The following is a 23,845-nucleotide window of genomic DNA, read 5'->3' on the forward strand; positions in this document are numbered from 1 at the left end:
ATGGGGCTTCCCGCCGCCGGCTCGTGCTCCACGTCTACCCAGATTCGCGCTCTCGCGAGCGCCTGGCTTTCGCTGATTGGGATGATCGCCACCGCAGTTGTTGTCCACCGGTCCGTGGGCTGGTCTTCCACCAACCTGAGCCTGTGCAGCCGATCACCGGAGGGCAACGTTGCTGTGTGCTCCGAAGCCCAGGCCACGGCACCGTCGTCCGACACCAACGCGCTGCCTCGGCTGCCCAGCCCAGTCTTAGGGATCGCTAGCTCCTTCGAGCTCAGCCACTTCACGAATTGCGGGCGAAGACCGGCAGCGATCGCACCGTCGACGTCCGTGAACACCGACCTGTAGGCAAGTGGCACGGCTCAGGCCTCCTCGAAGCCAGACTGGTCGAACTTGAGCGTGCGGGCGTTCTCCGAAACGGTTCGCACTCGGCTTTCGTTGAAGCCCTCCGAGTCGGTGGCCTCGATCTCGATCCGAACCGTGACGGTCGTGTTCTCGCCAGAGCGCAGGTGCGCGAGCACCTCATCGGCAACATTCTTGAACTCAAGTGCGATCTTGTCGGAGTTGAGTGTCTTGACCCCGTAGAAGCGAGTCGGCCAAACGATGTCAACCTTCGCTCCCGGACCGGGCTGCGGGGTGGGCGACGGCCCCGGGCCGGGCTCCGGGTCGGACCCAGGAGCCGGTGCCGGGCCGGGCTCATCCGAGCGCTGCTTCTGTGCGACGTCGGGACGAACGAGTAGCAGCGAGTCAGTGGCGACAGGGGCGCTCTCCTTGTCCTCCGGAGTCCAAAGTCCGATGTAACGCCCGGCTTCGTCGTCGAAGCCGGCGGCGAGGGCGAAGGCGTCGGTCTGCCAGATCATCGGGAGGTCGAGGATGCCCGCGTCGAGTACGGACCGGTCGCGCAGGCGCGGCATGTAGGGGTACTGCGAGTACAGCCCCCACAACGAGCCGAGCGAAACGTGCCCGTCCTTCCAGATCTGCGGAACCTTCCCGATGGCGAGACGGATCGTGGACGCGGCCTGGCGAGTCGAGAGGTCGCCATCGTTCCCGAGGCGCCGGGAGACGCGGTCTGCGAGCGCGTCGGACTGGCCCTCGACCTTGGTCTCCTTGATGATGAACGGCGCTCCGGCGTCCGGTTGGGCTGGGATCAAGGCCCAGGTGAAGCTCTGGAGCAACCGGGCGGTGACCGTCTGATCGGCCTGAGTTGCGCGCTGCGACGCCTGGTTCTTTTGGTTCTGCGTCAGGTCGAGGTCGGCCTCGTTCGACAGGACGTGCTTCCAGCCGAGGTAGTCACGAGTCGCGTTGTCGAGCTCTTCGAGTCGGGCCGCGTCCGCCGCGAGGTAGACGAGCGCGTTGCGATGAGTTCGGTTCGAGCTGCCGCGCTGCTCGGTTGCCTTATGGGCGAACTCCTTGGCAGCTGACTCAGCACCACGCTTGTGCGCGACCTTTGGGTGCAAGATGACGAGGCGAGCCTCGTCGGTGTCGGGAATGTCGGCATTCGACTCCGGGCAGACGTGGACGCCGGCGAAGTCGCCTCGCCTGCGACCCTGGTCCTGGAGTCGTCGGACGATCTCGGCCCAGACTTCTTCCTTGTGGAGGCGCTCTGCCTGGTCCTTGGCCGTGCGGGTGATGTTGGGTTGGATGTCGTACCAGTACTTGCCCGAACCCGAGTAGAAGTACGTCGCACGGTCGCCGAGCTGCATCAGCGCGGAATGGAAGTTGCCCGGGACGTCACCAGGGATGGCGGTCCCGAGGAACACCCGCTGAGTACCTATGCCCTTATGCACCGATCCGGGCGCGATCGTCGGCGCAGCACCGAAGAACACCGTGCGTGCGAGGCGTTTGGTCAGTGCCCGCTGGCCGAAGAGCGGCTTCTCCTTGTCGATGCGCGCCGGCTCAGAGTTCGAGCCGTCGACGTCGGCGTCGATGATCGCCTTCCAGGAGTCCTGGAGGTACTGCGTGAGCTCGGAATTCACGTTGGCGGTGGCGAGCGGGATCGAGCCCGGCATGATCAGCGGCGACTGGTCCTCGCCCGTCCACAAGGCGTGGATGACCGTGCTCATCAAGCGCAGAACGCCGCGAGTTCGCTGGAAGCGCTCCAGCGACGACCACTCCTCGTAGAGGGTGTCGAACAGCTCGGGGTGGACCGGGTACGTCCGCTTGATCCGGTCCTCGTAGGCCGCGTCGCGGGCTTCACGCGGGAAGTCATCAGAGAACTTGCGGTACATCTCCACGTACGCCCGAGCCGTCGCACCGATCGCTGCGAGGGCAGCAGCGTCGGGCTGTTTGAAGAGCCGCTGCTTGACGATGTGGTACGCCTCGTCCGACGACGCAGGGCGCCACTGGTCCGCGACGCGGCGCACGACGTTCTGGAGGCGCTTGAGCGCTTCGAGTCCGTTCTGACCGCCGACCTCTTCAGCGTTGCCAGCGACGATCTTGTCGTTGGCGTCACCAGTCTCCGAAGCCGGGATGGAGATGGCGAGCAGGACGCCCCTGGTGCCCTTGGCAGCCTCCGTGAGCGACTGGGCAAACGTGAACTGATCGTCGAAGGTTCCACCAGCCAGGTCGTCACGGTCGACGAGCGAACGTGCGTAAGCGACCCACTCGTCGATCAGGATGACGGCAGGTGCGTACTTGGCGAGCAGCTCGTGGAGCGCGTCGCCGGGGTGGGTGCGGTCCCGGTCAGCCTTGGCCACGACCGCGTACGCATCGGGTCCCCCGAGCTGCCAGGCGAGCTCGCCCCAGATCGTGTTGACGTGGGTGCCGTCGTCCTTGGTCACGCCGGACGGGCTGAAGTGATTGCCGACGATGGCGACTCGGTTGACCTTGGTGGCGGAGTAGCCGTTGGCGGTCAGCAGTTCCTGGGTCTCCTGCGGGAAACCTCCGACGGGCAGGCCCGCGGCCACGTGCCACAGCGAGAGCATCGAGTGGGTCTTACCGCCACCGAAGTTGGTCTGAAGGTTGATGACCGGCGAGGCGTTGTCGTCTCCAGCGAGACGACGTACAGCGCGACCGATGAGGTCGCGCAGACCTTCGGTGAGATAGGTACGGCGGAAGAACTCGACTGGGTCGGCGTAGTCAGAGTCGACCTCACCGCCGGTCGCGACCTTGTAGAGGTCGGCCGCGAACTCGGAGGCGTGGAAGTTGCCGGTGGCCACGTCGTCGTGGGGCTGGAGGACCTCGCGCCAGGGCCGCAGACCTGCGGCTTCGGGGTTGTCGACGGCCGCCTTCAGAACCTTCTTGTCATCCTTGTCAGCCGTGACGCGGCGCAGGTTGAGACGGATGCCGCGGACCTCGTCGGCTTCCTTCGCCGCACCGATCAGCTTAAGGAGTCGCTCGCCGGTGTCGAGCGCTCGATAGGCGTCGTCGTCGGTGAACGTCTTGTTGTGCGCCCACTCGTTGCGCACCTCGCGAAGCTCGCTGGCGAAGGTCTCGCCCGTGCGGCCGATCGCCTGGTTGAACGGGTACCAGCCGGGCTTGAACCCACCCGTGATGTTTCCTTCGGTGAGGATGCGGAACTGCACCTGGGGGTCCAGGGCGTCGTACGTCTTCGTCGACGGCGCACCGTTCTTGCCGTCCTTCGCCTGCACGAGCTTGGTCCAGACGGCGCCCAGCGAGGGATCGCCCTGACCAACGACGGTCGAGATGAAGTCGTCGAGTGCCGGCGCGAGCACCTGGAACATGCGGTCGATGCGGTCGCGGTTGCTCAGTGCCATGTCAGTCCAGCTCCCATTCCTTGGTGAGCAGGGCCGTCAACTGCCTCTGCCGCGCCTCGACGACCGCAGGCGTCCACGTGGAGTGCTCCAGCACCTGGGTGGTCAGGGCGAAAACCGCGGAGCCGTGGGCGCCGCCGAAGTAGCGGGCCTTCTTGGTGGAGAAGTCGTAATTACGGGCCTGGCTGTTCTTGCGGCGGTTGAGCAGCAACAAGTTGCCCAACCGATGGGTCCATTCCTCGCGCTCCTGCTCGCTGAAGTCCTTAAGCCACTGCGACCCGTCGGCCGGCGTTTGCGGCAGGACGTGCTCGATGCTGATGATGCTGTGTTGGTACGTCGCGCCTGGGTCCTTGGCCAGCAGCTCGTCCAGGCGGAGCAGTACGTAGCGCGCACGCCGGGTCTGCATCTTGTAGATAGGACCGTCGAGGGCGGCCCGGGTGTCCTTGCGCTCCTGGTCGTCGAGCTCAAGTGAAGGCGCACCCAGGTCCTTGCCCGCCTTGAGCTCGTTGACGAGGTCGATGTAGCGCGTGACGCGCGGGGTCGTATACACGGCGCGCAGCAGGAAGCTAGCCGCGAGCCGTTCCAGCCGGTTGAGGAACTGAGTGAGAAAGGCGGCATCGTCGTTGTGGTTCTTCAACGCCCACAGCGCCGCCGGTCGCCAGTCCTTGTTGTCAATCATGGCGAGCCGTTGCAGCCGATGGTTGACGGCCTCCCATTCCAACCCTGGCCCGAAGTCGCGCGCGACCGTGCGTTCGAACGCGTTGCTGTAAGGCAGCACCAGCTCGTCGACGAACGACGCCGCAGTCCCCGTCTTCAAGTGCGGAGTCAGCACCTGCTCAGGGAACTCTTTGAGCAGCTCGGCACGCGGCAACTTGCCGCTGACAAGCGTGCGAATGTCGCGGAAGAGGTCGGTGAAGGCGTCGCTACCCAGGGCCGCTTCGGCGTCCTCCCACCGCTTCGCGTAGTCGGAGTCCGCCGGGCACGCGCTCATTACCTCCGACTTAAATATGTCGGTCGGCGACAGGTCGAGCCCGCGCGCGTTCATCACGCTGAAGATCCGATAGGCGCTATCGATGTTGGGCGTGGCGACGACGACGAGGTAGGTGTTGGTCGTCATCAGCGTGGCAAGGTCCTGGCGACGCTGCTCGTCCCACTGCCCGAGTCGCTCTTTGAGCGCCCGGGCGTTGTCGCGGATCGCGCGCTTCGGCTCGGTGTCCGCAGCGTTATCGGAGAGGCCGACCAGCGTCGCGATCTGTCCGGGCGTCTGCAGGTGCTTCTCGAAGTACAGCGCCTCCTGCTCGCGAAGCCGGAGCCGAGGCTGCGAGGGCGTCTTGGTGACCTTGTTGCCAGGGTCTCGAACGTAAGCTCCTAGCGCACGCGCAAACTCGTCGTCGTCACTGAGATCGCGCAACACCGCCAGCAGGATGGTCAGCGTGGTCAGCCGCTGTTGGCCGTCGATGACGTCGTATCGGTTGTAATTGTCTCGGACTAGGACGAGCGACCCCAGGAAGTACGGCTCGTCGCCGCCCCGATCCAGACTGTGCTCTAGATCGTCCAGCAGCTGGATGGTCTGGTCAGTACCCCAGCGATAAGGCCGTTGGTAGGCAGGGATGCGGAAGTCATAGTCACTCGAGAAGACCTTCTGTAGCGGTTCCTCGTGCGCGCTCAGCTCCTGGGTCACGACAATTCTCCTTCCTCGAAGTCGAACGCACTCTGTTGCGCGAGCGGCTTCTTCACCGACCGCGCGACCTCAAGGATCTCGGGCCAGGTCGTCACCAGTGTGTTGAAACTGAGCGCGTCCTTCGTCCACCCGTTGCCCTCCGCGATGCGGAACAGCAGGTGCGCAAGCTCCTTGACCAGGTCGGCGTCGATAGCGCCATCAGGGCGGTTCAACGCGGCCTGGATGAAGTCACCGGCCGGCGGGATGCCGTCTCGTTCCAGCACCTTGATCAGGTGATGGAGTGCCTCCCAGTTGCTGGTGTGCGCATCCTTGAGAATGTCGTAGTCCCACGACAATCCATCCGGCTTGATCAACTGCACTTTGCCTGCGCGGCTCGTCAGAATCTCGTCGCGATCCATCGCCTCCACACTCGTGTTGCGCGCGTTGGCGAGGTTGTTGGCGTCGCCGAAGTCACCGATGCCGTAGCCATTCAGTCGGTACCAAGCGATCGCGAATCGCGACGTTGGGTCGAACTCACCTTCCTGTTCGTTCAGGACGCGATCCAGGATTTCGTTGATCCTTTCGAGCGCCGAGCGAACGCTCATCCGCGACCCGTCCGGCTCAAGAACGGCTTCGTAGCGACTGAACACCGCCATGCCAGGGCCGATTGCGGCCTGTGGTAGGTCTACAGGTGCCACCTGGCCCTGTTGCAGTCGCCTCAAGGCATCCGGGAGCTCCATTTCAAGGGTTTCTATGAAGCCGCGGCGATCAATCGAGACCGCTCCAGCCAGCCGCGGACGAAGCGATAGCACGATCGACGATGCCAGGGCATTCGCTCCTTGCCCTCTCATGCGGGTCGTCATCTCGCTTCTCACCGGCCAAGTCCCGGTAATACTCCACCCAGACTCGATCATGCCCTCGAGCAAAGTCTCCCAGCCAGTAGAAGCCGTACCACCTTTGCTGGTCTCCGCCTGCTTGAAGGCGTAATAAACCACAATCGGGAATTGATCGTCAGCGGACTCCCGGACCTTCGTAAAGACTTTCCTGAATCCTGATTCGAAGAACGATTTCGCTCCGTCCTTGCCGTCATGACGGAAGGGATTGGCGACCAACTCCTCCGCCTTCGGAACGAGCATCGTTCCGAAGAGGTCGGGGTGAACCGATCCAAGACTCCTCCGCAGCCACACATAGAAGTAGTCAGAAAGGTCCGAGTATCCAATATTGTCGTAATAGGGAGGGTCGGTATTCACCACCAGGCCCGCGTATTCGCGCTCCGCGGCATTTTCCTGTGTGACGATTGCCGGAGCGAGTCCTCCAAGTTGCTCGAGGGAGCGCAACACTGTCGAGAGGCACGCTCCAAAGCTGCCAACGCTGCTCTGGGCAAGGGCCGAGGTCTCCGAGAAGTCCCAAGTCATGTTAACTGTCTGCTTCCCGAATACCTGCTGCGACACCTGACCGACCGGCTCCCACCGACAAAGCGACCCACTCCAGTCGCTGAGACGCGACACGACGAGGCCAAGGTACGTAGCGACAGCGTCCGCGTAGTCCGGTTGACCACCATCTTCGATGACCCTCTTCCGCGCCTCCGTCACCAAGTCCGTGAGAGTGCTCAGGGCGAGCAGCTGGCGAGACGTGAACAGGTCCGCCCAGCGGCGGAGCCCGTACGCCTGAACTCGAAACCCCAGGGCTTGCTTCGGTAGCTCGGCATGCGCAGCCTCGGGGGCGACCACCTCCCGGGCGATCTCCTCGTGGACTGGATCGGGGTCGAGATACACCCGTTTCCGATCACCGTCCGCGACAATCGCGAGCAGCTGCGCTCCCATGCGACCCGCGGAAGCCTCCTCACGCAGGTACGCGAACGGCACCGCGGAGCGGCAAGCGATACAGATCGCTCCAGTTGAGGTCATGGTTCCGTCGGCGTCGGCGGAGGGCGGACTTCCCTGGTCTTTCGCCACGCTGAATCGCACCGCGATGGCTCCGTCACTGCCGGGCTCGAGCCGGTAGGTCAGGTAGGCCTGCTTCCCCGCCTTCTTGCTCAGCCACCACGACTTCGCGAGAGGCATGGCCATGCCACAGGCGGGATTGGGGCACGTCACGGTTCGAGCCCAGATCCAAGACACGACGCGCATGCCAGCCGCTGCGGGATACAGATGACCGATGCGTGAGAGCGCCTCCTGGCGCATCCATTCGCCGTATGCGCGCACATCCGCCGCGAGACCTTGTGAGCCCGTCCATGCTCCCATACGGGACTCCGCGAGTCCCGGGTAGACCGGCGCCGATCCGTTGTGCTTGGCAGGTATCTCGATAAGGCATCGATTCAGCAGGACGGCGACCGGATTCAGGTCAGAGGCTACCGTCTCAGCGCCCAGCCGCTGGGCCTCAAGAGGAATCGCCCCACCGCCGGCGAACGGATCCAAGACCTTGGGCGCAATGCCGTTGTTGGAGTTTCGGATCTCGCGAGCCGCGGCCGCGAGCAGTTGCGGGTTCCCCATCGCCTCCCAAGAGGCGAGATCAGCCAGGAGGCCATGAAGCCGTTCGCGCTCCGCTCGCTGGGAGGCCTCATCCGGGAAGCGTTCCGGCGCTGAAGATGGGTCGTCCACCAGTTGAGCGAAAAGCATCGCCCTCGCAGCCGTGATTGGTCGGCGAGCCCACCAGTGATGGATTTGCTGCGGCTTGCCGACCTTACGGGCCTTCTCGGTCGCGGCGGCTCGGTTGATCGCCTCCAGCGGCAGAGCGACCTCGATCAGCTTGCGCTTGTGCACTAGTTCCTCGACCCTTCATGCCCGAGATGACGGGCGAACCTGACCGGCGACCCGGCGCGTGATGTGTGCATGAACTTACCGTCGGGGCCCGACACTTTAGATGGAACGGGTGAATGGTGGGGCCCGCGGACGTCAAAAGGGCGTCGTGCCCTTGGCCCAGGTCTTGGCCCAGTCGCCCCGGATGCCGGTGGCCGCGAAGTCGCCGAGGTCGGTGGTTGCGAACGGGTCGCCGAGGTAGCGGACCTCGTCGTACTGCGAGCCGCGCTGGTCGACTCGGACGAGCGCAAGCCGGTAGCGCGGCACAGCGTTCTTGCCGGTCATGACCTCGTTGTGGGTCACGAAGTAGTCCTTTGATCCCTCGATCCGCGCCTTGACCTCGATCCGGTAGGTGTCGCCATTGTCGTCAGTCGACAGGATGTCGAAGCCTGGGTTGTTGAAGGCCTGCTCGACCGGCTTGCGGCCAAGGTCACGTTCGCGCGCCATCACGAGGTCGATGCCACGGCGTTCGACCGCCTTGGTCTCCTTGGCGTGCATCGGCGCAGTCGCAGGGATTTCGCCTTCGAGCATGCCGATCGGGAGGACCAGCGCCGCCGTGACGATGTGCGGCGGCTTTGTCGACATCAGTTGTTGTTGGTCGAGCAGGGCTAGGCGCTTGCGAAGCCGGGAGTCGAGCTCGACAGCCTTGCGATTGAGGCTGTCAGAGGATTCCTTCGCCTTCTCGCCCTTCCGCTCCTTCTCAGAGGCGATCGCGGCGTCAAGCAGGAGTCGCTCGCTCTCAGAGCTGAGTCGCTTCGTGACCAGGTCTCGCGCCTTATCGAGCTCGGCGAGTCGTCGCGGCTGGACTTCTGAGAGGTACTCGGGCAGCCGGTTCGCGATGATCCAACTAAGGGCCTTGTCCTCGGCGTCGCCGAGCCATTGGAGTGCCCGCGCGGCGTCGGTCGCGGCGCCCGGCGGTGCAGCAACACAGTCCAGGTAAGGCGCCGGGCCGGCAGGGCTCACTGTGCCGAAGGAGTCGACGTAGGCATACCCGAAGCGCCGGGCAACTGAGTCGCCGGTCGCATCGGCAACTTCTTCGACAACACCTACGAGAAGTTGCGGCTCCTCAAGGGTCGATGAGACGAGGACGGTCCCCTGGTTAAGGGCGCCTCCGAAGTTTCGGATGGCCTCGCCCATCACGGCGTCGTGCAGCGGGTGGCCCGGGGCGAGGAGGTCGGCGCGGCTCAGGTTGTCTGGCTGAACGTGGCTGATGTCGAAGGTCACCCTGTCGTACTTGGTGGCGATCGGGCCCGTGCCAGCCGAGCGGATGTGCTGCGGGACGTTGGCGATCTCGTAGCGGCCCTGCTCCCTCTTCACGATCCGGCCGCCGAGCTTCGTGAACGCCGCCTTGAAGGCGAGCTCGATGTAGTGCGGCTGGAGGCGCCGAGCACGGGCCTCGTCCATGGCCGCTCGCAGGGCGTGGAGGTCGGCGTCGGCAAGGTGCTCGGAGGCGAGGGCTCGCTCGTCGAGCAGATCCTTGAGACCGTCGCCGACGGAGGCGTCGATGACCTCGTGCATCTTGGCCTTCACGTCGGCGCGCTCGCCGTACTGAATGGCATCAAGGAGGAGGTTGCGCAACGGGGTGTCGCTGAAGGCCTCTCCGAGGACGTCGAAGACCTTTCCGCCGTAGGTCTCGCGCATCTGGTCGAGCTTCTCCAGAAGCCGGGTGAAGACCTCGCCCTCGCGGGTGTTGGAGGCGACAAGGTTCCAGAGGCGGCAGACCTCCTCCTGCCCGATGCGGTGAACGCGACCGAAGCGCTGCTCGATTCGGTTCGGGTTCCACGGAAGGTCGTAGTTGACCATGAGGTGTGCGGCCTGGAGGTTGAGGCCCTCCCCCGCGGCGTCGGTGGCGAGAAGGATTTGGCAGTCGCGGTTCTTGGTGAACTCCTCGGTGATCTGGCGGCGTTCCTGGCGGCGTACGCCACCATGGATCGCGCGCACCGCGTCGGGCTTGCCGAGGAGGGAACCGATCCGGCCCCGGAGGTAGTCGAGCGTGTCCCGGTGCTCGGTGAAGATGATGAACTTGCGCGGCCAGCCGTTCTTGTCGGTGACGAGGGCGTTGTCCTGGAGGATGTTTGAAAGCTCGGTCCACTTGCGGTCGGTGCCAGCTTCACGGACGAGCCTTGCGGTCTCGACCAGATCTGCGAGCTCCATGAGTTCGGCGTTAAGCTCCTCGACCGTCTGGGCAGCCGTGGCCGCATCCATCACGTCTTCCTCAAGCTGCTCCAACTCTTCTGCGTTGAACTCGTCCTCGTCGATATCACTGATGTCGAAGTTGGGCTCGGTCTCGCTGTACGTCCCGTTCTGGATCTCAAGTTTTTTGCGCTCCAGGCGCTCGGAGCGTCGAACAAGGCTCTTGTAGATCGCCTCGGGGCTGGAGGCGAGCCGGCGCTGGAGGACGGTGAGCGCGAAGCCGACTGTGTTCTTGCGCTTGCCGCCGATCCGATCAGCTCGGTTCATCCCCTCGCGGACGTAGTGGGTGACGTCCTCGTAGAGGTCGTATTCCAGCGCGGTTAGCTCGTACGGGACGGTCTGGGCGACGCGCTCGGGGAAGAGCTTCTTGCCCTCGAAGGTCAGGAGGTCTTCCTTGACCATGCGGCGCATGATGCCGCTGACGTCTGCGCTCTTCTTCTGCTTGCCCTCGAACCGGTCCTTGTCGAGGAGCGTGAGGAATGCCTGGAAGTCGTCCTCCTTCCCGGAGTGCGGTGTCGCGGTCATCAGCAGCAGGTGCCGCGTGATTTCGCCGAGCATCTCGCCGAGCAGGAAGCGCTTGGTCTTGTTGAGCTTGCCGCCGAAGTAGTGCGCCCCCATCCGGTGTGCCTCATCGACGATGATCAGGTCCCACTCGGTCTCCTTGAGCTGCGCCTGGAGTTGCTCGTTGCGGGAGAGCTGGTCCATCCGGGCGATCAAGAGCGGGTTGGTCTCGAAGACGTTGAAGTTGGCCTGGGCGTCGATGAGTTGATTGGTCAGCAGGTCGAACCGGAGCCCGAACTTGAAGAAGAGCTCGTCCTGCCACTGCTCGACCAGACCGCCAGGCGCGATGATCAGGCACTGCTTCACGTCGTCGCGGAGCAACAGCTCCTTGATGTAGAGGCCGGCCATGATGGTCTTGCCGGCACCGGGGTCGTCGGCAAGCAGGAATCGGAGCGGAGTGCGCGGAAGCAGCTCGCCGTACACCGCGCGGATCTGGTGCGGGAGCGGCTGAACGTCACTGGTGGCGACAGCAAGCATCGGGTCGAAGAGACCAGCGAGCGAGATGCGCTGGGCCTCGGCAACGAGCTTGAAGTCGCTAGCGGTGGCGTCGAAGGCACGGCTGCCACTCCGGGCGATGCTCAGGTTGTCCTGGTCTTTGCGGAACACGACTTGCTGGCCGAGCCCGCCGGTGGCGTTCTTGTAGGTCAGTTCGAGGGCATCCGTGCCGTGCCACTGCGCGGCGATCACCGTGATGACCTCGGCGGGGATGAGACCGTCGATCCGCAGACCGGGCTTCAGCTCTTCAAGCTGCACGAATGAACCTCCTGATTGACAGCCTACGAACGTTACTCCGAGGCGACGACAGTTGCTGCGGACCCGGTGCGTCGCGTGCAGTGATCATCGTCGCAGCGATCCGGCACGTCGACAGGACTTGGGGAGAGGCGAGAGTCGATACCGCCACTGCGTCGCCCGACGACATCGACGTGATGCGAAGCCTCTGCGCGGCGCGGGCCGATGGGCAGGTCCCTCCGGTTCCGGCGTAGTGCCCAGGTTCACTGTCGCGAACTGCGGAAACAGCGGAACCTGTCGGCCGCTGCTCCTACGCTGGACCCTCGCAGCTAGGGAGTCGAATGAATCGTGCCGAACGGCAACAACTTGGCGCGGTCATCGAGGAGGTCCGCGCCTGGATCAACTCTGCCCACGAGATCCGACACCTCGCCGCGCACCTCCCCTCGTCGTCTCATCACGACCCGTCGGTTGACCTTCCCCTGCTCCTGTCTCTCAGCCAGCTTGAGGCATCCGACGACATCGCGACTGCCGCGCAACTCACCAAGACGGTCTGGTTCGACGGACGCAAGAAGTTGCAGCCGGCGCATGAAGCAGCCCGGAGACTGTCCGTCTTCCATGGCCAGGTCCTTGCGGCTCGCTCCGATCGTGACCTGGGGTCTTTCCGCCAACGACTCACAGGAAAGTCGGGCAAGGAGCGGAAACGTCTCACAGCGGTCTTGACCGAGCTAGCCGAGCTCCGAAACCTGGCGGCAGGCACATTGGCCGACGCCGCCCACATGCCCGTCACACGCGTGGACGTTCTCACTGCCTCCGAGGACACGGCTATGCAGTCGATGATCCGCCTGATTGATCTGCACGCCCCAGAGGCGCAGCGTCTCCTGGACCCAGGGTCATGCGCAGCTGGAACCTGTGGTCGGGCACACTCTTCTGCCCGGCTACTTATCGAGGTGCAGCGGGAATCAGGCGCCTCGCGGACGGCCAAGTCAATTCGTTCGGCCAGCGCGCGAGTGAAGAAGAAGCTGCAGTCCGAGCGAGCCCAAGTCCAGAAGCTCGCGCACCAGGTGGACAGTTGGGGCGCCCGAGCCCAGTCGATCCTGGTTGCCCGCTCCGAGGCCGAGAAGGGGGTCGCGGACCGCGTCAAGGACGCGTTGGCTCTGGGCGTCGATGCCGGCATTGCTGGCGCCACTGTGACGCTGGTGCCGCTTGACGCGGGAGATGCGGTGCTGCTCCCGAACTTGGCTCTGCTTCGCGACTTCTCGCTCTCCGCCTCCGACCAAGCTGCACTCGTAGATGCCCGAACGCTGGCAGCACGGATCGCGCCGCGCCTCCAGGGCGCTTTTGGCGTCGGCTGGGCGTGCCGGCGTGATGGCAGTTGCATCCGCTTCCATGACGAGTCGCCCGCGCTGCTGGAGCAGGCGAGGACCGTGGAGTCGCGGCTTGCGAAGCTGGATCCTCCTAGCCTCAGCGGAAAGCGGAACCTCGACCTGCTGATGGACCCTTCGTTCGGGCTTCAGTCCTTTCTTCCCGCCGAAGCAAGCAACATCGAGCTGATCGACGCCAAGCTCGCCACTCGTGCCAAGAGCGGTGTCGCCGCCGTTCTCAACGCAGCCAAGGCAGCGAAGACTGCGGCGAGAGAAGTGAAGGCCGCAGCTGAGCTAGTGCACGCGGCGGACGTCGCACGGGCCTTGGTCGGCATGGATCTCGAAGTCCTCAAGAAGGCCACGCCGGACAGGGTCCGGGTGACGGCGCTCTCGAGCGCCGGCCTGGACAATGTTTGGAAGGTCTACCAGTACGCCGAGTCCTCGTACTTGGAGGCACTTCCAGGTCTCGGAGAGACGTCCGCGATCGCCATCGAGCAGGCGACGCGTCGCCTCTTCGAGGCGGTTCGCGAGGAGACGCCCGTCCGGATTGACGTGAAGCGCAAGGACGCTGAGACCAAGAAGCTCTTGGAAGCGCTGCGCCGGTGGCACGCACTCCGCCAGTTCACCCCGAGCCCGGACGAGACGAAACTCGCAGAAGGGCTGGCCAAGGTCTTCAAATCGAAGAGCACTGCGACTCACGTGCTCGCCTTCACCGCCGACCCAACCGACGTTGGCCCGCGGGTCGTCCCGACTTTGAGCGACGCACTGAACCGAAGCGCGACCTCCGTGGGAGCTGGCGACGTCTGGACTGACTTTCTGTCCCGGCCAGCCGACTACTTCGGCATGCTGACCGAACTCGGCTTCGTCACTGAAGACGAAAAGAAGATGCACGGGGACCTTCCCGACGAGATCATCGAGGCGGTCCGCGCGAAGGAACTCAAGCGGGACTACCTCACTGCGTCGCTCCGCACCTATCAGAGTTTTGGTGCCCGATTCGCTCTGGTTCAGGAGAAGGTGGTGATCGGCGACGAGATGGGTCTCGGCAAGACGGTCGAAGCGCTCGCAGTCTTCGCCCATCTGCGAGCCACCGGGCACTCTCACTTCCTCGTCGTCTGCCCGGCCGCCGTCGTCAGCAACTGGGTCAGGGAAGCGGCCAAGCACACCAAGCTGAGTGCCATGCGGCTCCACGGACCGCTATGGGAGCGCAGCTACGCAGCCAAGTCCTGGGTTCGCAGCGGTGGCGTTGCCGTCACGACGTACGACCTCTTGCCGTGGGCGCAGGAGCAACTGAACAAGGTCGACGTGGCCGCGGCCGTCTTCGATGAAGCGCACTACATCAAGAATCCGCTGGCAAAACGGTCTATCGCGGCGGCTGCGGTCATGGACTCACTCAAGTACGTGGTCCTGATGACCGGCACGCCGCTGGAGAACAGCGTCCAGGAATTCCGCAACCTGATCGGCTACATCCGCTCCGACCTCTCCGAATCCGCGCCTGAGTACCTCGCGTCGCGGTTCCGCAAGCACGTGGCACCCGCATACCTGCGCCGCAATCAGGAGGACGTGCTTACCGAGCTCCCGGAGATGGTGGAGATTGACGAGTGGATGGGGATGTCCGACACTGACGAAGTCGCCTACCGAACCGCCGTTCAAGACGGCAACTTCATGATGATGCGGCGCGCCGCGATGCTCTCCGAACGTTCGCTCAAGGTCGAACGCCTTCGGGAGGTCGTCGAGGAAGCGGAGGCGAACGAACGGCAGGTCATCGTTTTCTCTTACTTCCGAGAGGTGCTCAGCGAAGTCTCGCGGCTGTTGCCGGGCAAGGTATTCGGGCCGCTCACTGGTTCGCTCCCTGCCGGGGATCGCCAGACTCTGGTCGATCGATTCTCGGCTGCTGGGGGCGGCGCCGTTCTCGTTGCGCAGATCACTGCCGGCGGGGTGGGACTCAACATTCAGTCAGCATCGGTCGTGGTGATTTGCGAGCCGCAGTTGAAGCCCACGATGGAGTCACAGGCGATCGCGCGCGCACATCGGATGGGTCAGATCAATACTGTCCAAGTCCACCGGTTGCTCACGGAGAACAGCGTCGATGAGCGGATCCGCGAGATTCTCGCGGACAAGAAGCAGCTCTTCAACGAGTTCGCCCGCGACAGCGTGATCGCTAAGCAAGCGTCCGATGCGGTCGACGTCACAGACGCTGAACTGGCGCGCATCGTGATCGCTGCCGAGCGCGAGCGTCTCTTTGGACAGTCATAGGCGATCGATCCAGGTGTCGTCCTCACGGTCGTCCCACCGGGATGTGGCGCTTCGCCTATCAGCAGGCTGCTGACCGAGCCGCGACAACGCTTGCATGCCCTCGTCGTGCGTGAGCGCGCGCAGCGACGGGACCGCTCTGCCTGCAGCAGACTCGATCGCCTGCTGCCGGTCCGCCATGGACGTTAAGCCGCGAGCGTCGAGCGCCTTGCGCAAGAGGTCTACCTGCCAGCCGGCGATCGGCGATGGCGACTTCGGCACGTCAACGGGCGCTGGCGCGGCGTCGTCGCCGAAGAGGGAGAGATCGTCAGACACAGATCAACTGTAGAAGGCTGCATGGACTCGGCCGCTTCGGTGTCCCAAAGATCTCCGCGCGGCGACGGCGAAACAGCACTGCCAGCGCGAGCCATCCGATCTTGATCGCGTCCTACGCGAGGACGACAAGATGCAGCGCGCCGTGCCCGCCTCCCGCAACCGCCGCCGAAACCCGCTGCATCACGACCATCAGGCCGACTGCCACGGCCAGCATCGCTGCGACCTTGCGCAGCGTGGGTCGCGACGCTCGCACTCGGTGGATCAGGACGTTCGACGGGGCGAACAGCAGGGGGTGCCGATGAGCGAGGGTCACCATCGAAACAACGGAAGTTGCCAGCAGCAGGATCATGGGAGATCGCCCTTCTGAAGGGACATCTCCCCTCGGATGCCGACCTCGGACCAAGGCGCCGACGGAGAAGCGCGTCCTGTGGACGGTGACTGCCCGCCCCGGGCTATGGACCCGAGACGGCCCGAAACTCGCGGACCGCACTGCGGGGCTGGGAGCGACTAGCGCTCGACAGCGCGACTGCCTCCCTCAATGCGACCTGCGCTCGCTGGCGGTGCGCGCGCTGGACGTCGTTGCCCGCGCCCCCAACCGGAGGCAAGTCGCCGGTGACCTGGTAGCGATCGCGGTATGCGACGTCGCAGTAGGGACCCAACTCTCGCGCTGGGTGGGATCCTACGGAGGCTCGCCGAGCCGGCGCGTCCAAGCGGCACCTTCTCCGATGCCGACATCGAGGAGCGCCCGTGCGCGCGACTCGATCAACGCCTTCCGGTCGTCGATCGCTTGGCGGTCGTCACTGGCCATCTCCCCCAGCGGCTCTGGGATGAGGCCAGCGATCATGCCGGGCCTGCGGCTACACCGGCGAGGTATGCCAGCAGCGGCCTTCTCGACTCGATAGCGGAGCACGGCAGCATTGTCGCCTACGTCATCGAGTCCATGCTGTCCGACGACCCGAGGAACAAGCTTCTTCACATCGTAGTGGTACGCCTCGGCCCGGCGGAGCTGCTGCAAGTGGCCCGAACGCCGGCGACGTAACGGTCGCAACATGTTGTTCGTCAGTTTGGCCGGAACGGCTCAACGGGTCGGCGAAGCGATCATGCTGAGCCTCAGCAACGATCGTTTCCAACTCGGCGGCAAGGCGGTCGATGCCGCCGTACAGCTCGCACTCGGCCTCCATCGACTGGAGTGCACCGATGCTCGCGCCCGCCTGCTCCGCGGCCCCGTACGACGAGATCGCCCAGATCGATCTGGTCCAGGCGGAGAAGTCCACGGGACGACGACGAGAAGGCCGACCGGGACCTGAAGGAGAAGGTCTTCAACCGCCGCGACGACGAACTACCGCCCATCGAGCTACTCGAGCGGACCGCCCAGGTAGCCCGCGACAAGAACTGGGGCAATCACGGGCCGCGGCCAGACTCCGGGGCTGCTCTGGAACGTCGCGCTGTACCTGCCGAGCGTCGAGCAGTGGCTCCACGTCGAGGACGCCCGCGTGCCGAGCTCATGGGCGGCGGCCGCCGAGCAGGCGAACGGTCATCTGTGCCCGGGGAGGACGGCCGTGACGATCACCGGCATCCGCCACCGCACTGGGGACTGGAACGGCCAGGCGGCCGAGTCCTCCCACCCGGTGGCTTTCACGGTCTTCGTCGCGTGCCGACCGTCCTTCGACCGGTGTCACGTCCTGCGCCTGTCGCAGCTCGGCAACCCCTTGAGGTGAGCACCCATGGGCCTCAAGGGCGTCGTCGCCGGGGTTGCCGCCGTCGTGCTGTTCGCGCCCGGCGCCGCAGTTCTCGGCGTGGCGACCCTGGTCAGCCCGGCCGAAGCAGGATCTGGCACCTGCCTCTGGGACGATCAGAGGATCGGCAGCCTTTCGGTCAAAGGCTCGGTCCCGGCCACCCTCAGCGCAACCAACGCGAACGGCGAGACGGTCACCCTCGACCAGCAGCAGCTCACCCGAGCGGCGTCGATCGTCGCGGTCGGCCACAACGACGGCGTTCCCGTGCGCGCTCAACTGATCGCCGTCATGACCGCGATGACCGAGTCCTCACTGAGGGGTCCTCTCGAACACGACTGCCTACCCGGCATCCGGCCGCCTCCCCAACGATGGGGACGGCAGCGACCACGACTCCGTGCGGCTGTTCCGGCAGCGACCGGCCGCCGCGTGGAGAACCGTCGAGGACCTGATGGACCCGGTCTGATCCTCCCGCGCCTTCTACGGCGGCCCGAACGGACCCAACAATGGCTCGCCTCGCGGCCTGCTCGACCTAGACGGCTGGGAGACGATGGAACCAGGCGCCGCCGCTCAAGCGGTGCAGGTCTCCGCCTACCCGGACCGGTACGCGGTGAACCAGCCGATCGCCGAACAGGTGCTGAGCACCCTCGCCTGCGTCTCGCTCACGAGCGATCTCGAGTGCGCCCAACCGTCGAACGCCCCATCGACACCGACTGAACTCCCAGCCGGCTTTCCCGGTGCCCTGATCGCGGCGGCAGCATCCCAGCTGGGCAAGCCCTGCGTGTGGGGCGGCGGCGACTTCAACGGACCCACCGGCGGAGGGTTCGACTGCTCAGGTCTCGTCCTGTACGCCGCCTACCAAGCTTCGGGTCGGCGTATCCGTCTCCCCCACTACACCGGCTTCCAGATCACGCTGGGGCAAGACATCGCCTGGGGCGACGAACAACCGGGCGACCTGATCTTATTCGGCTTCCCCGGGGCCGGAGGCCCGCACCACGTCGCGATCTACATCGGCGGCGAGCGGATCCTTCACGCACCCCGGACCGGTGATGTCGTCCGCTACGGGACGATCTCCGAGTTTGAGGGAGAGGTCATGACCGTCCGGCGGCTAGCGTGAATCCCGATGAGGATGGGTTCGCTGGGATGCAAACTGCTGTAGGTCACTCCAGCGAACCGACGCTGTCCCCGCATCCACGCACTCAGTCTGTCGATCGGCCGGAACGGCGCTTGAGGAAAGGCCATCGGGCGCGCTACCGCGGCAGTTGGCCCAAGTAAACCAACTCGCCCTCCACGAAGGTCGCTGCGTCCCCGTCGTCATCCACAAAGACGCGGCCTCCATCCGGCCTTACAACTAGAAACGCGTCGACCACGTTTGCCGCATCTCTTTCCTTGATCAGATCACGCAAGGGAACGTCGTCTCTTACGCGCACCATCGTGTGGCGTCGCGCTGAGAGAACCCATGCATCCCGGCCACGGGGATAGGGCCACGCGTCGCCTGGGGAAATCCGCGACCCGTCAGAGATCTCTCTGACCTGTGTCCAGGGAGCGAGGGGTTCATGTTCCCCGCGTCGATCTAGCGCCGCGGATGAGGCTTCGGCAAGAGCGTGGTAGCGCAGACCTTGGGCTACCAGCCGTTCCATGACATCGCGGCTCTCCTCATCCAGATCGCCCATCTCGAGGGCCCATTCATTGGTTTGCGTGAGCACGGCCACAGCTTCAAGGTGATCGTCCACCCACAATTCGATCTGGTCAAACACGTCAGGCAAGCCATTAACGTGGCGATGAGAAACACCCAGATCGTTGAGCAGGGACACCAGGTCCTGCTCGAGTCCCACAACTAATACGTTTGCGGGACCACCTTCACTTTCCGATGCTGCCACAGCCAAAGCTTGATTGATAAGGCGACCCGTTCCGACCGCAGCCGCGTGCAGATGTGCAAGAACTTCCCCAATTGTCGGTGGCAGTTCAGCAGGAACGGTCCCTTGGGCGGCAAGACTGTCTTGATGGGCCAAGAGATCCCGTCGGTGCTGCTCGGCAATCTCCGCTTCTTGTCGCCGACGCTCCGCCTCGGCACGAGCCATCACCAACTCGGCTTGGACTCGCGCGACCTCGGTCTCCGCCGCCGCCACGGCAGCCGTCTGCTTCTCCAGTGCGAGGACTAGTTCCGCTGAACGGTCAGATTCCTCGGCTTGCTCGGCCGCTCTGACCTCAGCCGCCGCCAGTGCGCGGGTCAGTTCCGCATTCTTCGCCGCAAGTTCGGACGCCTCATGGATGCTAGGCACGGCCGGCTCAATACCTGTGTGAAGCCTCCCAATCTGGTCAATGACAGACTGGATCTCGCGAGCACATCGTAATCTGAGTTCACTGGCCGCCAACGAGATCGCCTTCAGGCGACGAATTGCCTCTTCGGGATCCGCGCCTCCAGTCACGTAGTGACAATGCTCGTGCCGCGCAGTAGCGGCATTGGAGAGACGTCGTCCAAAAACATCCGGCATGGTGAAAAATGCCGCGCTTGCTCGCGCAGGCGACGTTGGATCCTGCAATTCTTTGAGCCAGAACAGTGGGTCGAGAGGGTGCGGAGTTCGCCGATTGCCGGCGACTACGCGCGGCCAATCCAGACCGTACCGGGTCTCCATCGAGCGATGAAACTTCCCGTGCGCATCCGCACCGAACAACCGTAGTGCTGAGTCCACACAGGCACGAAGAGTTTGTACGCCCAAATCTTCGGGCACTCCTAAACGCGCTTCAGAAGCGTCCCCGTCGTGCATTCTGTGAGTCCCCAATTCGTTCTCTAAGGCGTCCGTACGGCTAGGGGCAGGCTACGTTCGAAAGACGGCGTTAGTGGCTGTTACGCCAAGATGCGTAGCTTCTACACGACGAAGACCGCTTGCCGTGTCCCTCCTACCTGACGAGCATGCGAACAGTACGCCTCCTTCTCGCTGCCGTCGGGCCCGCCTTCGGAGCCGTCGGCACGGCAAGCAACCTCGGACCGTCGTCGCCCTGCCGACCTACGCCCTGATCGTCGCCGTCCTCATGCTCGTCATCTCGGCCACCACGTGGGCCGTCCCCTCCAACTCGGGCAGTTGGCACGATGCCTGCGACGCCGGGGTGGTGTGGGTCCGAGTAGCGGGGCATCTGGGTCCTGGGGCGCCGGCGGCATGGGCGCAACGGTCGGGTCCGCGGCAGCAGGAGTAGCTGCTGGAACGGCCGTGCTCAAGCCGCCTGCTGCTGCAGGACCCCGCTCGGCAACTTCGTCGCCGCCCAAGCGAAGACGCAGACCGATCACAACCACGCGGCCCCACCCGAATCCACACCACCAGGTGTCGCCGATTCACAGCTCTCGACCTCCGCGCAGAAGAGGTGAGTTCATGAGCGCCAGTCCCACTGCCGAGTCGCGGCTAACGCCGGTGAAGTTCTCCCGACTGAATCGACGAGGCGTGCTCCTCGGGCGCTCCAGTCGGCAGTTGGTGGTGGTCGGTCTCGGCGCCGCCAGCCTCATCCTGGGGCTGTACGCCGGCGTCGTCGTCCTGGCCCTCCCCGTGATCGCGGTGGCAGTCGTCTTGGCGTTCGTCGGCGTCGGTGGCCGCAAGCTCATCGAGTGGACCCCCATCGGAGCACGTTGGGTATGGCGAACCGCCGGCGGACAGCTGATCTACCGCCGCCGTGTCATCCGCCCACGCCCCACCGGAACCCTTGCTCTCCCTGGGAACGCCGCTCTCCGTCAGTGGGTCGACCCAGAGACCGGAGCGTGATGGTCCACGACCCCCACGCGGCGACCTTGACCGCGATCATCGGCGTGGCGCACCCGGCCTTCATGCTGCTGGATCCCGCCGAGCCGGAACGCCGCGTCGTCTCCTGGGGGCGGTCCTGGCGACAGTCTGCCGCTCCGTGCGCATCGCGTCCGTCCAAGTCATCGAGCGCACCCTGCCCGACTCCGGCAAGGGACTCGCGCAGTGGTGGGACAGCCACGGCACACAACTCGACCTGGGCATCGACGACGTACGCCGAGCTGATCGACCGAGCCGGACCCACCGGCGAACGGCACGCCAGCACCATCTCGATCTCGCTGGACATGAAGGCCGCGAGCCGCGCCTCTCGCGCCGCCGGCGGAGGCATGAAGGGCGCAGCCGCAGTGCTCCGCCAGGAGATGGCCACTCTGCTCGCCGCCCTCCGGTCTGCGGACCTCTCCCCCGGCGAATGGCTCTCCCCGGGCGACCTAGCCCTGATCCTGCGTTCGGCCTACGACCCAGCCGTCGCCGGGGCACTCGACCGCCACGGTGGCCTGGGTCGCGACCTCGCCATTGCCGGACCCGTCGCCGTGACCGTGTCCTGGGGAAGCCTGCGCAGCGACTCCGCACACCACTGCGTGCTTTGGGTCAGCGAGTGGCCACGAGCCCTCGTGTTCCCAGGATTCCTGGCCCCTGTCCTGCTGTCGTCTGGGATCCGGCGGACCTTCACGCTCCTCTACACGCCGCTGCGAACAGACCGCGCCGCCAGGGACATTCGCAAGAAGAAGACCGAGTACATCTCCGACGCCGCGCAGCGGCAACGCATCGGGCAGATCGAGGACGCCCAGCAATCGGCGGAGTACCAGGACGTCCTCCAGCAGGAAGCTGACCTCACGGCCGGCCACGGAGTTCTCCGCTGCACAGGACTCGTGGCCGTCAGCGCTACCGACCCCGACGAGCTTGAACAGGGGGTCGCCGCGATCGAGCAAGCCGCGATTCAAGCATCTTGCGAGACGCGGCGACTGTGGGGACAACAGGCTCAAGGGTTTACGGTCGCGGCCCTGCCCCTTGGTAGATCGGTTTGACGGCTGGCTCGACCAAACACGGTCGGCCAAACGCCACGCCTTCAAATCCTCTCGGCGTCGCCTAGGGGAAACAATCGCGGTCGAGGCTTCGGGAGGCTCGGAGTTAGCCGCTGCGCTTCACGATGACGTCGTCTGCCCTCTGGATGGAAAGCCATTCCTCACGTTGCAGCCCAAGGAGCTCTTGGCCTGGAAGGAGGAAGTCGTTGCCGTATGAGCCGACCTGATGGACCCCATGCTTCTCGAAGCGCGACGTTGACCACCCCAGCGGGCGTATCCTTTAGCCACACGACATCGCAGAACGGATCACGGATGCCACTCAGGTGTACCAAGTCAGCAATCGCCGCATTGGCCGTACTGGTTCCACTCTTATCCTCGTGCAGTCAAGACAAGGACGGATCCGTCGATTCGTCAATTGATAGGCTGCGTCTTGAGTACGTATTCGATCGCTGCAGCGACCAAGGTGGCGATCAAATCGAGTTCTACGGCGGGGAGATTTTGGTGCACGATGTGGTGGGATACATGCCTTCGCCCCTATCTTGCATTCGCGACGTGTTGGGTCTTAGCAGCGGCATTGGTCCGGGAGACAAAAGGGCTGGTTCTGACTTCCTAAATGCAGGCACGAAGGGCCAAGGTGGTTGGACTGAGGCCGGCGTGCGGTTCGACTGGCGAAACGAGCCATTCGAGGACCCTCGAGCAATTGGGGACGACCCAAGTGCTAGCGAATTCGTCATTTCCGACACGTCGGAACTGACCTGGAAAGAGCACGAACTGGAATTCCCTGAGGAATGACACTCCAGTCTTTGCCGATTGGGGTGATTTGTGTTTGCAACGCACATATGGGAACTCGCCCGACCGCAACGTCAAGCTTCTCAGACCGGCGCAGCCCCAATGTTTAACACTTGCGAACTTAGCAATGTACGGCCAGATCCACCGCGGCGTCTTCGGCCTCCGGTCCGTCTCCCATCGCCACCATGCGGGCAGCTTCGCACTGCTCGTTCGACCAGTCCTTGTATGACTCTGTTTCGCCACAGGCAGAGAGCACTAGGGGGACTGCAGCAAGAACCACCGCGTAGGACTTCATCCGCCCAACTTCGCACGTTTGCACACCCTTAGGGCACGCTTCTACAAACGCGCACTGAAGAGCTCATGCGCGAATCTGCGGCATGCGGGCCTGTCACGGATGCGTGGCGACCCCGCCTGCTTGTGCCCAGGGCGCCCCCTGGGCACAAGCGACGCACCTCTCCGATGAAGCACTCGTCGAGGAGGAAGCCATCGCGACGTTCGACCACTCTCGCGTTCACGCTGACGAGGCGCGGGAGGCTCTCCGACAGTTGGCTCACGCCACCCGCCACGTACAGGACCCGACCGGGATCCACCCCGTGCTGGGGGAGCTCACGAGCGGTCTCGCCTCGTTAGCGCAGTCGCTGCACCAGATCGCCGAGTTCCATGACGGACCGCTCGGTGCGCAGGCCTGGGTGGCCGGTGACGCGCGCATCGGACGTGCCGCGTCGTACCAAGTCTCGTGGGAACTGCACCGCGCAGCCGAGATTATTCATCATGTCGCGCACAGTGTCGCCAGAGCCCACGAGGTGGAGGCGACCATCGCCTACGACGTCCGCGTCTCCTCCGCCCTCGCGGCCGTCCCGCGACAGGCGAACGACCCCGGGCTGTCGCTGTGACGAACCATCTCGACGACCACCGTCTCCATTCGACCGTGCTCGT

15 protein-coding genes are annotated in these 23,845 nt (G+C 64.6%); 7 read left to right on the forward strand and 8 right to left on the reverse strand.

Going from position 1 to position 23,845, the window contains the following annotated elements:
• Window positions 1-359 precede the first annotated feature (359 nt).
• The 4 genes from AC4BG9_RS12970 to AC4BG9_RS12985 all read right to left on the reverse strand — a co-directional run bounded on the left by AC4BG9_RS12970 (window position 360) and on the right by AC4BG9_RS12985 (window position 11,675).
• Window positions 360-3,713, reverse strand: coding sequence for a Swt1 family HEPN domain-containing protein (locus AC4BG9_RS12970; protein WP_490571520.1), 3,354 nt, complete (start codon window positions 3,711-3,713; stop codon window positions 360-362).
• Between the two features lies 1 nt (window position 3,714).
• The gene (locus AC4BG9_RS12975; RefSeq protein WP_490571521.1) at window positions 3,715-5,391 is read right to left on the reverse strand and encodes a DUF262 domain-containing protein; all 1,677 of its coding nucleotides are present in this window, start codon (window positions 5,389-5,391) and stop codon (window positions 3,715-3,717) included.
• Complete coding sequence (locus tag AC4BG9_RS12980; RefSeq protein WP_490571522.1) at window positions 5,388-8,132, reverse strand: DUF1156 domain-containing protein; 2,745 nt, start codon at window positions 8,130-8,132, stop codon at window positions 5,388-5,390. Before AC4BG9_RS12980 ends, AC4BG9_RS12975 begins: the two co-directional genes overlap by 4 nt.
• A gap of 132 nt (window positions 8,133-8,264) precedes the next feature.
• The gene (locus tag AC4BG9_RS12985; RefSeq protein ID WP_490571523.1) at window positions 8,265-11,675 is read right to left on the reverse strand and encodes a helicase-related protein; all 3,411 of its coding nucleotides are present in this window, start codon (window positions 11,673-11,675) and stop codon (window positions 8,265-8,267) included.
• Window positions 11,676-11,992: 317 nt separating this feature from the next.
• Here AC4BG9_RS12985 and AC4BG9_RS12990 point away from each other — a divergent pair, with 317 nt between their 5' ends.
• Window positions 11,993-15,265: a DEAD/DEAH box helicase gene (locus AC4BG9_RS12990; RefSeq protein WP_490571524.1), complete on the forward strand. Its 3,273-nt coding sequence runs from the start codon at window positions 11,993-11,995 to the stop codon at window positions 15,263-15,265.
• On the opposite strand, the gene AC4BG9_RS12995 is transcribed toward AC4BG9_RS12990, so the two are convergent.
• From AC4BG9_RS12995 to AC4BG9_RS13005, 3 genes are all read right to left on the reverse strand, one after another.
• The gene (locus AC4BG9_RS12995) at window positions 15,260-15,577 is read right to left on the reverse strand and encodes a hypothetical protein (protein WP_490571525.1); all 318 of its coding nucleotides are present in this window, start codon (window positions 15,575-15,577) and stop codon (window positions 15,260-15,262) included. The genes AC4BG9_RS12990 and AC4BG9_RS12995 overlap by 6 nt on opposite strands.
• Window positions 15,578-15,689: 112 nt before the next feature.
• Entirely contained in the window at window positions 15,690-15,926 is a 237-nt protein-coding gene (locus AC4BG9_RS13000) for a hypothetical protein (protein WP_490571526.1), read from the reverse strand.
• Window positions 15,927-16,256: 330 nt separating this feature from the next.
• Entirely contained in the window at window positions 16,257-16,592 is a 336-nt protein-coding gene (locus AC4BG9_RS13005; RefSeq protein WP_490571527.1) for a hypothetical protein, read from the reverse strand.
• A gap of 544 nt (window positions 16,593-17,136) precedes the next feature.
• Here AC4BG9_RS13005 and AC4BG9_RS13010 point away from each other — a divergent pair.
• Both AC4BG9_RS13010 and AC4BG9_RS13015 read left to right on the forward strand, forming a co-directional pair.
• Window positions 17,137-17,295: a hypothetical protein gene (locus AC4BG9_RS13010; RefSeq protein ID WP_490571528.1), complete on the forward strand. Its 159-nt coding sequence runs from the start codon at window positions 17,137-17,139 to the stop codon at window positions 17,293-17,295.
• A gap of 565 nt (window positions 17,296-17,860) precedes the next feature.
• Window positions 17,861-18,427, forward strand: coding sequence for a C40 family peptidase (locus tag AC4BG9_RS13015; protein ID WP_490571529.1), 567 nt, complete (start codon window positions 17,861-17,863; stop codon window positions 18,425-18,427).
• Between the two features lie 133 nt (window positions 18,428-18,560).
• Here the strand turns inward: AC4BG9_RS13015 and AC4BG9_RS13020 are convergent, their stop codons facing one another.
• Window positions 18,561-19,946 (reverse strand): hypothetical protein, encoded by a 1,386-nt coding sequence (locus AC4BG9_RS13020; protein WP_490571530.1) that lies wholly within the window; start codon window positions 19,944-19,946, stop codon window positions 18,561-18,563.
• Window positions 19,947-20,202: 256 nt separating this feature from the next.
• Here AC4BG9_RS13020 and AC4BG9_RS13025 point away from each other — a divergent pair, with 256 nt between their 5' ends.
• The 4 genes from AC4BG9_RS13025 to AC4BG9_RS13040 all read left to right on the forward strand — a co-directional run bounded on the left by AC4BG9_RS13025 (window position 20,203) and on the right by AC4BG9_RS13040 (window position 23,802).
• Window positions 20,203-20,505, forward strand: a complete 303-nt coding sequence (locus tag AC4BG9_RS13025) for a DUF6112 family protein (RefSeq protein ID WP_490571531.1) — start codon at window positions 20,203-20,205, stop codon at window positions 20,503-20,505.
• Window positions 20,506-20,678: 173 nt separating this feature from the next.
• Window positions 20,679-21,062 carry an SCO6880 family protein gene (locus tag AC4BG9_RS13030; RefSeq protein ID WP_490571532.1) on the forward strand — a complete coding sequence of 128 codons (384 nt, stop codon included), beginning with the start codon at window positions 20,679-20,681 and terminating at the stop codon, window positions 21,060-21,062.
• 26 nt (window positions 21,063-21,088) lie between these two features.
• Entirely contained in the window at window positions 21,089-22,123 is a 1,035-nt protein-coding gene (locus AC4BG9_RS13035) for an SCO6880 family protein (RefSeq protein ID WP_490571533.1), read from the forward strand.
• A gap of 1,379 nt (window positions 22,124-23,502) precedes the next feature.
• Complete coding sequence (locus AC4BG9_RS13040) at window positions 23,503-23,802, forward strand: hypothetical protein (protein ID WP_490571534.1); 300 nt, start codon at window positions 23,503-23,505, stop codon at window positions 23,800-23,802.
• The last annotated feature ends 43 nt before the right edge of the window (window positions 23,803-23,845 follow it).

This window comes from Nocardioides sp. Z40_12, assembly GCF_058215795.1.

Bases quoted from the DNA above. Each gene is read 5' to 3' on its own strand.
- AC4BG9_RS13000 (WP_490571526.1), bottom strand. From the start codon at position 15,926: ATGATCCTGCTGCTGGCAACTTCCGTTGTTTCGATGGTGACCCTCGCT.
- AC4BG9_RS12990 (WP_490571524.1), top strand. From the start codon at position 11,993: ATGAATCGTGCCGAACGGCAACAACTTGGCGCGGTCATCGAGGAGGTC.
- AC4BG9_RS13020 (WP_490571530.1), bottom strand. From the start codon at position 19,946: ATGGAGACCCGGTACGGTCTGGATTGGCCGCGCGTAGTCGCCGGCAAT.
- AC4BG9_RS13015 (WP_490571529.1), top strand. From the start codon at position 17,861: ATGGAACCAGGCGCCGCCGCTCAAGCGGTGCAGGTCTCCGCCTACCCG.
- AC4BG9_RS13030 (WP_490571532.1), top strand. From the start codon at position 20,679: ATGAGCGCCAGTCCCACTGCCGAGTCGCGGCTAACGCCGGTGAAGTTC.
- AC4BG9_RS12970 (WP_490571520.1), bottom strand. From the start codon at position 3,713: ATGGCACTGAGCAACCGCGACCGCATCGACCGCATGTTCCAGGTGCTC.